10 protein-coding genes are annotated in these 11,533 nt (G+C 39.9%); 2 read left to right on the forward strand and 8 right to left on the reverse strand.

Features of this window, described 5'->3' with window-relative positions:
* Window positions 1–262: 262 nt before the first annotated feature.
* The 4 genes from DS2_RS08805 to DS2_RS08820 form a co-directional block, all read right to left on the reverse strand.
* Window positions 263–1,228, reverse strand: a complete 966-nt coding sequence (locus tag DS2_RS08805; RefSeq protein WP_035014372.1) for an ABC transporter permease subunit — start codon at window positions 1,226–1,228, stop codon at window positions 263–265.
* Window positions 1,221–2,120, reverse strand: coding sequence for an ABC transporter ATP-binding protein (locus tag DS2_RS08810; protein WP_035014373.1), 900 nt, complete (start codon window positions 2,118–2,120; stop codon window positions 1,221–1,223). Before DS2_RS08810 ends, DS2_RS08805 begins: the two co-directional genes overlap by 8 nt.
* Window positions 2,113–2,493: a GntR family transcriptional regulator gene (locus DS2_RS08815; protein ID WP_035014374.1), complete on the reverse strand. Its 381-nt coding sequence runs from the start codon at window positions 2,491–2,493 to the stop codon at window positions 2,113–2,115. The genes DS2_RS08810 and DS2_RS08815 overlap by 8 nt, the downstream gene beginning before the upstream one ends.
* 201 nt (window positions 2,494–2,694) lie before the next feature.
* Complete coding sequence (locus tag DS2_RS08820; RefSeq protein ID WP_035014375.1) at window positions 2,695–3,393, reverse strand: SDR family oxidoreductase; 699 nt, start codon at window positions 3,391–3,393, stop codon at window positions 2,695–2,697.
* A 95-nt stretch (window positions 3,394–3,488) separates the two neighbouring features.
* Between DS2_RS08820 and DS2_RS20555 the strand changes: the two genes are divergently transcribed.
* Window positions 3,489–5,759, forward strand: coding sequence for a beta-galactosidase (locus DS2_RS20555; protein ID WP_051479749.1), 2,271 nt, complete (start codon window positions 3,489–3,491; stop codon window positions 5,757–5,759).
* 12 nt (window positions 5,760–5,771) lie between these two features.
* Window positions 5,772–8,687, forward strand: a complete 2,916-nt coding sequence (locus DS2_RS08830; RefSeq protein ID WP_035014376.1) for a glycoside hydrolase family 2 — start codon at window positions 5,772–5,774, stop codon at window positions 8,685–8,687.
* 185 nt (window positions 8,688–8,872) lie between these two features.
* On the opposite strand, the gene DS2_RS08835 is transcribed toward DS2_RS08830, so the two are convergent.
* The 4 genes from DS2_RS08835 to DS2_RS08850 form a co-directional block, all read right to left on the reverse strand.
* The gene (locus DS2_RS08835; protein ID WP_035014377.1) at window positions 8,873–9,163 is read right to left on the reverse strand and encodes a type II toxin-antitoxin system RelE/ParE family toxin; all 291 of its coding nucleotides are present in this window, start codon (window positions 9,161–9,163) and stop codon (window positions 8,873–8,875) included.
* Window positions 9,150–9,407 carry a ribbon-helix-helix domain-containing protein gene (locus DS2_RS08840; protein WP_035014378.1) on the reverse strand — a complete coding sequence of 86 codons (258 nt, stop codon included), beginning with the start codon at window positions 9,405–9,407 and terminating at the stop codon, window positions 9,150–9,152. The genes DS2_RS08835 and DS2_RS08840 overlap by 14 nt, the downstream gene beginning before the upstream one ends.
* Window positions 9,408–9,794: 387 nt before the next feature.
* Entirely contained in the window at window positions 9,795–11,057 is a 1,263-nt protein-coding gene (locus DS2_RS08845) for a tetratricopeptide repeat-containing protein (RefSeq protein ID WP_035014379.1), read from the reverse strand.
* A gap of 13 nt (window positions 11,058–11,070) precedes the next feature.
* Window positions 11,071–11,532 (reverse strand): TIR domain-containing protein, encoded by a 462-nt coding sequence (locus DS2_RS08850; protein WP_035014380.1) that lies wholly within the window; start codon window positions 11,530–11,532, stop codon window positions 11,071–11,073.
* Window position 11,533: the final 1 nt, after the last annotated feature.

Below are 11,533 nucleotides of genomic sequence, written 5' to 3' on the forward strand. Positions count from 1 at the left end.
TTTAGTTCATTTTCTTATGCGCAGCTCAGGTAATTTAGTTTATTAGATATTTTTGCTTGGCAAAATTTGGCGTATTTATTTGTAGATGGACAGCTTAAAAACCACCCTAACCTTGCCGCTTATGTTGAGAAAATGGCAAAACGCCCAGCGCTTGCTAGCCTAAAACCAGAAGGATTATTATATCAATAACTGCTAAAAATACTTCTAAATACAGAGCTTTGTTTAAATACAAAGCTCTGTTTCTAGTTGAAGGATACTGTTTTTAATCTATCCGCGCAATACGCATATAGATAGTTGCATAAATAAGCCCTGCGCCTAGCAACATACCTACAATGCCAGGCAGCAAATTGACATCATGCCAATTACCACGCAACACGGCGTCGCTAATATCCATAGTTGAATCTATGTATTGTTTAACGGCTGGCCAAAAATGTTTCGATTGTAAAAATATACCTTCAAGTATTGGCACTAGTACAAAAGGTGCTATAACCCACAAGAATGCCAGCCTATTAGCAAAACTTGAGATAAAACCAATCCAAGCAAAAAATGGTAATAACCATAACAATACAAAGGGCACAAGTAACACAGCTTGTAAGAAGTCCCAAAGCACGGCGGTCGACAAGCCAGACATACTTGCGCTGCCACCGTAAATACTTTCTGCAACCATTATCATAATAGAGATTATGCCAATGGTGACAACAGACACAACAACATGAAACAGCGGCATAACGCCTAATGCAGTTAGGTATTTGCCCAGTACGTTATCCCGCTCACTTACAGGCATAGAGCGCCAGAATAAAATACTGCCGTCTTTTCTATCTCCAGCCAGTCCATTGCCAATAATGGCTATAGCAAAAATAGCTAAATCCATGCACAACATAGAAAACAGGAAACCTGCAAATTTTCGGTAATCTTTTTTATTATGCTGTGGCGCAACATGTTTTGGTTTATCTGGTGTACCAACAGATAAATTATGCGTGCTTGAATCTTGAGCTTGCGGCTCTAATTGCAACTCTGGTTTCGCATTGGATTGCGTTTGATTGTCTAGCTCCACGCTTACCGTTCCATCGGTTTTTACCGTCACGGTTTTTTCTACATTACCGAATACAAATAGTGCAACCAAAACAATACTGATGGCAATGGCTGACACCACCAATGGATACCATAAAATTACACCTTTATGTTCCCAAAATTCGCGTTTAATTTGTGCATAATAAAGACTAAGCATAAGTCACCTCCTGCTGTGTTTTGTGTGCTGTTTTACCTTCCACTAGTGCAACAAAAATATCTGCTAAATTCGGTGTTTTGGTGCTACCAAATTGTTGCAGTTGCTCCATACTCACGTCAGATTTTTGCATATCAAAAATATAAGCCAGACCATCCAATACCTTGGTTGAGTGCATGGGAGAAAACAATTCAACTTGTGCTTTATTGCTCGCATGTGTGGTTAACTGGACAAATTGCTCGGCAAAATCTTGCATTTGCACGTCTAATAACACTTGACCATTATCAATAAATATTACGCGGGTCAGAATGTGCTCTACTTCTTCAATTTGGTGAGTGGTGATCACTATGGTGTTGTTGTCGTCAAAATAGTCTTCCAACAAACTGTTATAAAAGCTTTTTCTACGAATAACATCTAATCCTAATGTTGGCTCGTCCAACACCAATAGCTCTGAGTCTATCGCAATCACTATGGCCAAGTGCAACTGCGTAACCATGCCTTTTGACATGTTTTTAACTTTCATATTGGGTTTGATATTGGTTCTAGCTAAAAACTGCTCGGCTAATTTAATATCAAAATTTGGATGAACCTGTTGGCTATACTCAAACAGTTGGGCTGGCGTGATCCATTTTGGCAGGATAGCAGTGTCAGCGATAAAACTGACTTTTTCCATCATTTTAGCTTGCTGATGGCGCGGGTTTAAACCACAAACGCTGAGCTCTCCTGTTGCTGAAGTCAAGCCTAAAATCGACTTTAACAAGGTACTTTTACCCGCACCATTAGTGCCAACCACACCAACAATTTCACCTTGCTCTATGGTTAAGTTAACATCTGTTAAGGCAGCTTGTTTGCCGTAACTCTTGTACAAATTGCGTGCTTGAATAATGTTAGCCATTGTCTTGCTCCTTGCTGAATTGTTTAATTTTTTCAATTACGTCTTGTTGGCTAATGTTTAATTGCTGCATTTTTTGCAAAAACTTCGGTAGGTCTTCAGCTAAAAATTTATTTTTTTCCGCGGTATGCAAAGCTTCAATTGCACCGGTTTTAACAAACATACCTAGTCCTCTTCTTTTTTCTATCAGCCCATCATCTAATAACTCGCGATAAGCCTTAGACACTGTGATATGGTTTATTTGCAATTCTGCCGAAACAGCACGTACCGACGGCAATGCTGTTTCTTCAGGATACGAATTGTTCAAAATGGCTTTCTTCAGCTTTTCGACCAATTGTTTATAAATTGGCAAATCGTCATGCCAGTGATTATTCATCTACACATGTCCTTCTAGCTATAGTGTTATACAACAATATAACACCATAGCTAAAACAACAAGTAAAAAGTTGGTTGGTTTTTGTACTAATCTGAAAAACTGAGAAATAAAGGTTCGAGCGCCTTGTATGAATAGGTTGATTTATATGGCATTTTTATCGCAAAAATAAAATTATGGCTTAGCTTAACCAAGCCATAAAAACTACCAAGGTATAATAGAACCATCAGCTTCGATAAATTTTCCAGATTGTTCAAGAGTCAGTTTTTCAATTGATTGAGTCATTAATTTTATCGCGTCTTCAATTGACATAGTTGCTTGCTCACCTCCCATATCGGTTTGCACCCAACCAGGGTTAAGTAAGGTCACTATAATATTTTGCTCCGCAACTTTGGCCGACAATCTGCGCGAAATACTGTTTAATGCCGCTTTACTTGCTGCATACGCATCTAACCCAATATCTGCTCCTATATTTAACTGTAAGGATGCGACACCCGAGGTTATTTGTACAAGCTTACCACCTGCCGTTATAAATGGAATGGCTGCTTGAGCAACTAACGCGGGCGCTACACTGTTCACCATAAAGTGCTGTAAAAAAGTAGCTGAGTCCCACCTGCCAAATTGTTGGATTTGCGAAATACCCGCGTTGTTAATAACAAGATCTAGCTTGCGCTTTTTGTCTGCAAGCTGCTGTGCGAACGAGTTGATCGACTGTTCATCAGCAAGATCAAGGTGTTGAATATCGAGTTTAGTTGAATGAACACGCTGCAATTCAGCCAACTCGTTGGTGTATTGCTCTCGCCTAGTCGTCGCAATAACGTGACAGCCCAATGATAAATAATGTGTAACGAATGCTAATCCTAATCCTCGATCAGCCCCTGTAACTAAAACCCAATTTTGCATAAACCACCATTTAGATAACAATTAACATTTAATTAAGTGTCAAACCAGTCTACTCATAACAATTAAATTAACAACAATAACATTAGGAATTAACTATGAATTGGCATTTAACAAAATCTGCAATCATCTGTAGTGCTTTATTAGCGACTGGCTGTAGCAAAAACAATCAAGCAAACCTAATCGACTTTGAAGACCAAGGTCACAAAAATATGGTTGTGTTGGAAAATGCAACAGCCCAACTAGTTGATGGCAATGTCGGCAAGGCGTTGAACATTAGCTTAAACTCAGAAAACCACCACGATGCATCTTTTAGCATTGTCCCGCAAAAGCCTTGGGATTTAAGCCAATACCCAAATGTTGGTATTAGCATTGATATCAAAAACCCCGCAGCTTCATCAACTCATTTATACATTTATACCTATGATGCAAACAACGCATTTCAACTACGCAATGTTGTGGTTCCAGCTAATAGCAACAACAGCTATTTAATTGAGCTAAAAAGTTTAGGCTTGCAAGTTAATTCAGGCATACGCAACAACCCACCCAGTTGGCAGCATGATTATGTACATACCATTTGGCGCGGAGGGATAAAACAGCCAGATAGCAGTGCTATTAGTAAAATAAGATTTTTAGTTTCTGGTGTGTTGGAAGATAAGCAATTAGAAATTGACAACATAAAAGTTGTTGAGCCTAAGCAGTTCGACAACAATTTTTTAACTGGCATAGTCGATAAATTTGGCCAAAATGCCAAACAAGAGTTTGAGCGTAAAGTTCACTCAATTGAAGAATTACAGGCCTTTAGCCAGCAAGAACAACAAACTCTAGTCGACCATCCATTGCCTTCTCGTTCTAAATTTAATGGCTGGGCTGATGGCCCAAAACTTAAAGCCACAGGCTTTTATCGAACAGAAAAATACCAAGGTAAATGGTCAATTGTCGATCCAGAAGGTTATTTATTCTTTTCGAACGGTATCGCCAATATTCGTATGGCCAATACTTCAACCATCACGGGTTATGACTTTGACAAAAAGTATATCAAACAAAGAGACCCGAAAGATTTCACGCCAGAAGATTCAATTGGGTTAAATCGAGCACCAGACAAAGCCATACCAAGCCGCTATGTTAGCTCACAAACTCGGGCCAATATGTTTACTTGGCTACCCAGTTATCAAAGCGACGAGGCTGCTAGTTTTGGTTACCGGCGCGAAGTGCACAAAGGTGCAATTGAACATGGTGAAACCTATAGTTTTTATCGCGCTAATTTAGCTCGTAAGTATCAAACTAATGACGAAGCGTTATTGATGGAAAAATGGCGCGACACCACGATTAAACGCATGCATACATGGGGATTTACCTCATTCGGCAATTGGGTAGACCCAAGTTATTACCAACTCAATCGCCTACCCTATTTTGCCAATGGTTGGATTATTGGCGACTTTAAAACCGTCAGTTCTGGCAATGACTATTGGGGCGCAATGCCAGATGTGTTCGACCCTGTTTTTGCCGCGCGTGCTGAAGTCACAGTTAAACAAATAGCGGATGAAGTGCAAAACAACCCTTGGTGTGTCGGTGTATTTATCGACAACGAAAAAAGCTGGGGATCTGAATGGGGCACAGAGGCGCAGTACGGCATTATCATCAACGCTTTATCGCTGAATGCAGCAAACAGCCCAATTAAACAAAATATTGTCGAAACCCTTAAAACGCAATATCGCAATATCTCAGATTTAAATACTGCATGGCAGAGCAATTTCGACACTTGGCAAAGCTTAGAGCAGCCATACACAGTTGGCTCAATTAGCTCTAGCATGAAAGCTGATTTTGCCGTGTTGCTTTATAACTACGCAGACAAATACTTTAGCACGGTCGCCAAATTACTTGAACAATATATGCCAAACCATATGTACATGGGGCCAAGGTTTGCACATTGGGCAATGACACCAGAAGTGCGAAAAGCAGCGGCAAAATGGGTTGATGTAATGAGCTACAACTATTACCGCGAAGGAATCGATCAACCTTATTGGAAGTTTTTAGAAGAGCTCGACATGCCAAGCATTATTGGAGAATTCCACAATGGCGCTATGGATTCTGGCTTATTTAACCCAGGTTTAATTCACGCGACAAACCAAGCTGATCGCGGCAAAAAATATCAAGAGTACATGTATAGCGTTATCGACAATCCTTACTATGTCGGTGCGCATTGGTTTCAATATATAGACTCGCCGCTAACTGGTCGCGCCTACGATGGCGAAAACTACAACGTAGGTTTTGTAAACGTCGCCGACATTCCTTACCAACCTTTAGTAGATGCCGCCAAAGAAGTAAACCAAAACATTTATACCCGACGTTATAAATTACCTATTTAAGAGATAACCGACATGATTAAATTATTGCAAAAACTCAAATTAGTATTGAGCATAACCAGTATCATTTTGCTCAGTGCGTGTAGCTTAACTACTAAGCCATCAGCGCCAAGCGCGACTGCTGCTCAGTCGAATCACAACAATCAACATTACTCTGAAAAAGTATCGCTGGCTGGGCAGTGGCAATTTCAAATTGACCCTTATAAAAAAGCGGATAAACAGCATTGGTGGAAAACCACCACCAACACACAAAACTGGGACAAAATAGCAGTGCCGGGTGTATGGGATGTTTACGATAAATACGCAGACTATATGGGAGATGCTTGGTATCGAACTGAATTTAAAGGCGATGCAAAATGGCAACAGCAACAAGTTCGTTTGGTATTTGACAGCGTATATAACGACTCAGAAGTTTGGTTAAACGATGTATATTTAGGCGCAAACAAACTGGGTTTTATGGCATTTGAGTTTGATATATCCAAACACCTAAATACCCAAGGAAGCAATACCTTAATTGTTAAAGTTAACAACCGATTTAGACGCGGCGCCGTTTGGAACTGGGGGGGCATTCGTCGCCCTGTGTATTTGGAAGTCCGTCCACAAACTCATATTGAAAAAGTATATGTAACCGCACAACCGAATTTAGCCGAAGGCAGTGCTAACATCAAACTAGAAACCTTTATCGCTAACTTAAGTGATGAAAAAATCAATGCCAAAGTTGAGCACAAACTATTACGCAAAGGCCAAGTTGTTGCCATTTATAATGACACGCCTACCGTAACCATGGCTGCGAATAATCAAACCAAACTAACCGCATCTTATCAATTAGCGCCAAACAAAGTTGCACTTTGGCATTTTAATAACCCAAATCTCTACCATATCGAAACAACCCTGAGTATCAACAACCAAATAGTTCATCAGCATAAAGACAGATTTGGTATCCGCACAGTTGAAGTAAAAGACCGCAAATTATTTTTAAACGGTGAGCAAGTCCGCCTGGTTGGATTAAACATGGTGCCAGAAGATAGATTTGACGGTAATGCACTACCGCTGTCACGCATTAAAGAAGATGTTGATTTATTAAAATCGTTAAATGCTAATTTTGCTCGTTTGTCAGGTCCCGCCCTACCAAAAGAATATTTAGATTACTTAGATGAAGTGGGTTTTTTAGTAGTAGAAGAAGTGGCTTTATGGGGTAAAGATGCATTAGTTGACCCAGATCACCCACTACCAAAACAATGGCTAGAGCGCTTGGTTTCAGACAACTACAACCACCCATCAGTGATTGCACGAAGCGTAGGTAACGAAATTGGCGATTTAAATAAAAACCCTAAAGTGCTTGAATATGTAGAAGGCGCGATTGCGCACGCCAAAGAATTAGATCCAACAAGACTGGCTGTGTATATATCCTACTCGGCAGACTACCAAAAAAATGATCCTTCAAAGTTTTCAGAAATTGTTATGTTTAACAAATACGGTAAACATGAAGAGCGCTTACAGGTTGTTGACTCTTATCACCCTGACAAACCGATATTTTTCTCAGAAATTGGTACAGCGTTAGATGGCGTTGACCCGAATGAATCTGTACTAGATGTTGAAGCGTTAATGGGGCCTTTACGTAAATACCCTTACCTAATTGGCACATCTCATTTTGCATTTAGCGACTATCGCAGCACTTGGTACGACGAAAAACCATCGTGGACAACAGACTTTTCGCAAAACCGTGCTTGGGGGGTATTAACCTCGTATCGCAATAAAAAACGCTCGTTTGTTAAGCTGCAAAATTTCTATTCGCCACTAGAAAAATTTGACTTAGACACCAGCGGTAAATTACCTAAAATTAAGCTAAAATCACGCGCGTTAAATAGCTTTCCGGCATACACAATGCAAGGTTATCGCCTTATTTGGCAAGCCCTTAACCGCATAGGTGAAACCATACAAATAGGCCAGTTGCCAATTGCAACCTTAACGCCAGGGCAAAATGCCCCCGCGTTTGTTGTGCCTTATTCTGGCGATTATGCAAAACTCCAAGTGAGTTTAATTGACTCTGCAGGTTATATTGCCCAACAAATTTCGCACGATAAACAAGTGCCGCTCAGTAGTGAGATTAAAGCCCACTTTACCTCATTAGATACCATACGCGTGATTTATGAGCGCTCAGCGCTTGCTAATGAATATCAGTTGGTTGCTATAGCACCTGACGGCACCCAAATAAAGGGTAAATCGACCATTAATCATTTTGCCGAAGTCAGCGGTTTACAACCACAAACCGAATACGAGCTACATCTGTATGCAATTAATGACGCTGGTCGTGGCCAAGCCAATAGTCAACCACTAAAAGTACACACAGCGCCAAACGAGTTACCGCCAATTATTTGGGCAACAGAAGGTAAATTAGATGCATTCCACATTGGTTTTTCAGTTGGACGCAACGATTTTGCTTTTGAAGTGCAATATGGTTTAAATTCAGGTGAATATACCCATAAACATTTAGTACAAACTAAAGGCGCAACACGTATACCAGCTATTGAACAAGGCAAAGATCACTACTTTAAATTTAGACGCTTAATTACCGGCACAGTAGACAGTGATTGGAGCGAAGAGCATAAAGTAGTGTTGCAAAGTGCATCGGGTTTACAGCCGCCTAGCGACGCAGTCGCAATCGCCACAGCAAAAGGTTATGTTGTTAAGCTACCCCCTGTGCGCGGCGCAACAGGCTACCGCCTAACAGCTAAAAATGCCAAAGGTGAAAAGTTTGAATTAGACACAAAGCTTGCCTATTCCAACTTTATAAACCTAGAAGATCCAAGGCTTGTACAAGCAACAAGCGTGCAAATTGCAACTTTAGATGCACAGCAACATGCTGGTGAATTTGCATCAGTTGAATTGGTTTCGCAAACGGTTACTTTGGCCAGTAATTCAAGCAAATAGCAACTTGGTTATGTAATCTTTTTTCGGGCAGTTGTTGGACAAACTGCCCGTAAAACGGCAGCAGGGTATTTAAACTTTTTAGCAAATGCGGTTATGTGCCAGAAGCGGGAAACCTAATGAATGTAATACCAATAATAACAACTAAACTATTAAGGTGCCTATCTGAAACTAACTGGACACATTTATTACTCAAAAGCAGTGTTAAGGTTTTCTGCTCTTAATATTCGCATGACATCAACACAGTCATTAGATATGACGTAGTAAATAGCATGTTTGCCATACACACAGCGTCTATATCCCTCACGAATATGATCGATTGCCTGATAATGCAATGGGTTTTCCGCAATGCTTTGAAACCGAATAATCAACCCATCAACGTATGATTTAGCCTGAGCTAAACCAAAGTTATCGATACCATATTCAAATAGCTGCTCGAAGTCCAGATCGGCAGCAGTGCTTAATCTATACTTCGCCACTAGTTTGTTTTCTTGCAATCACTGCATTAACAATATCTTCAGGGGAGCGAGAGCTAAAACCACTTTGTTCTGCTTTGATAAGTTCTTGTCTTATAATTTCAACTTCGTTAGTGCGCATTTGCTCTTTTCTGATCAAATCACGCAACAACTCGCTGTCACTGGCATAATTACCGGTTGCAAGCTGAGCTTGCATCCATTGTTCTTGTTGATCAGTTACCGTGATACTTTTCTTTACCATTGCCATATTGAGCCCCCAAAATGCGAATATATACTACTTTATACTACCTTGTGTAAGTTTAGCTTAGAAAAGCTATAAAGTATTTAGTTTTATTGAACAGAATCAAAAATTCGATACTAGTTAGAATTTAGATACTAGAATGCTGACATTCGCTAATTTTGTACCCTGCACGAGTAAAGACTCATACCAAATGGCTCTACGTGATCAGACTCTGACGTCCCTGTGTGCCATAAGCAGAAATTGACTGTTGAATTTTAAACGTCGGCTGCCAGGTGAAAAGCTGACGTTTAACCAGCTCAAATTTTGTATCCCTGGTAGGTTGGGTAAGCCAGAGGCAAACCCAACGTTTTTTAATTTTATCCGAAAGGAGTTATTAAAACTTATAAGCTAATACTATAGGTTACAAGCTTTCAAGGCCCTTAACTTTTTAAATGCTTCTTGAGCAGTAACTTTTCCTTCAAAAAAGGTTTTTTGTTCCCACTCAGCGGGTTCCTCTGCTAAAAAGCGTTCTTCACAAAGGTTAGCTTCTTTATCATTGCCTACAGCTAAGTAACAGTTGGATAAACTCGCTAACATCCACTTTCTATCACTTCTTTCCGCGAGCTCTTCACCGTCGGCGACTACTTTTTCCAACGACTCTATAATAGTCAGTCTGACTTTATTTGCTCTCATCCTGTTGTATATGATTTCATTTGAATCATTGCTATGATCAGCTAGCATATCTAAACAGGCAGCATAATTTTCTCCGTTATAGTAGTCTCGTCTGATTTCGAACCCTCTGCCGTATTGTTTTATTGCTAATTCTAAATCATCAGCCTTATGATGGTTTTGCCATAACCTTTTATGAATAGCTCCCGTTAACCCACATGTTTCAGGATCATTGGATTGATAGGGTGTTAATTGTTTAGCTATCTCCAATGCATTCGTTAAAGCGGCTTCTTTGGTTGGAAGTTCCGACTTATAGGTAGCCAATACTAACTTTTGCAGTATAGTTGGCTCGTGTTGTGCCATTTCAGCCGCTGCCTTATAAAAGGCTATTGCTGAGCTGAAATCGCTATTATTGAATGCTGTTTTTCCAGATTCCAACAGCATATGTAGACGATCTCCCTCTCCCTCCAACTCTTCGACTTTTTCTTGGAACTCTTGTTCAGATAGCATGGGATACTTAAGAGCGGGAAGATATGTATATACAGGACTATCAATTTTTTGTTGACCATCAATGGCAGCCACAATTAAATCTTTTAATGCACAACTAGCGCGTTTAGCCTCTCTTGCGCCAATATCTTTACCCAAATGTTCATACTGGAATGTACTAGTATGATCTAGGTCAAATGAAAACCTTCCACCTTGTTCTTTCATTATTATTGTTGAACTTGGCTTTAATGCATGCCTCACCCCCAACTCATATACAGCATTTACATTTCCAGTGGTGATGTCTGCTATAACTAAGTCAGCTTGATAAAGCATCATATACATTTCTGTATCAATAATGCCTGAATGTAATATTTCATCAGCACGAACGCACTTTAACCCAGCCTCTTCTACTGCGGGCTTAATAATAGCTTCAAAAGTTGCATCTAGGTCAAAAGTCTTACCTAACTCATAGTCTGTCTTTTCACCAAATCCCATAACAACAAAGCAAACTTTTTGATTCATATTTTTGTTTTCCTCAATCTAGAGCGTTTGATAAATTTGACCAGGAGACTATTTTTGACGCGTTGAGCCAGCTAGGGATTTTCCCATTAAAATTATCGCCTTTATGGACTGCAATTACTTTTTTTCCAAGAGCATGGCTTTTTTCAACTTCCCACTTAACCCATTGGCTCTTAGAAGTGTTTTCAGTTAAGTAAACAACTGTTGTTGAAGTTCTGTTTATGCGCTCTGTGATTTTCCGTTTTATGTACTCGGCTACATCACTATTGTATGCAGACTTCACTGAGTGATCGTTAAATTCTATATCACTATTTTCATTTTTTGCTTGGCCTCGAAGTAAGTTTACTTCGTTCATATCTTCGGAAGAAAAGCTAATGAATACATTTTTCTTTTTAGGCTGAAGCGCTAACTTTGCTTTCTCTTCAAGTGCTCTTACATTGCCAAGCCTACTCCAAGATCCTGATGAACTGCCTCCCATC

The sequence above is a fragment of the Catenovulum agarivorans DS-2 genome, assembly GCF_000568405.1.
Taxonomy (GTDB): domain Bacteria; phylum Pseudomonadota; class Gammaproteobacteria; order Enterobacterales; family Alteromonadaceae; genus Catenovulum; species Catenovulum agarivorans_A.

Coding starts and splice junctions, on each gene's coding strand:
- DS2_RS20555 (WP_051479749.1), top strand. CDS start 3,489: ATGAATTGGCATTTAACAAAATCTGCAATCATCTGTAGTGCTTTATTA.
- DS2_RS08805 (WP_035014372.1), bottom strand. CDS start 1,228: ATGCTTAGTCTTTATTATGCACAAATTAAACGCGAATTTTGGGAACAT.
- DS2_RS08845 (WP_035014379.1), bottom strand. CDS start 11,057: ATGAATCAAAAAGTTTGCTTTGTTGTTATGGGATTTGGTGAAAAGACA.
- DS2_RS08820 (WP_035014375.1), bottom strand. CDS start 3,393: ATGCAAAATTGGGTTTTAGTTACAGGGGCTGATCGAGGATTAGGATTA.
- DS2_RS08810 (WP_035014373.1), bottom strand. CDS start 2,120: ATGGCTAACATTATTCAAGCACGCAATTTGTACAAGAGTTACGGCAAA.
- DS2_RS08850 (WP_035014380.1), bottom strand. CDS start 11,532: ATGGGAGGCAGTTCATCAGGATCTTGGAGTAGGCTTGGCAATGTAAGA.
- DS2_RS08830 (WP_035014376.1), top strand. CDS start 5,772: ATGATTAAATTATTGCAAAAACTCAAATTAGTATTGAGCATAACCAGT.
- DS2_RS08815 (WP_035014374.1), bottom strand. CDS start 2,493: ATGAATAATCACTGGCATGACGATTTGCCAATTTATAAACAATTGGTC.
- DS2_RS08840 (WP_035014378.1), bottom strand. CDS start 9,407: ATGGCAATGGTAAAGAAAAGTATCACGGTAACTGATCAACAAGAACAA.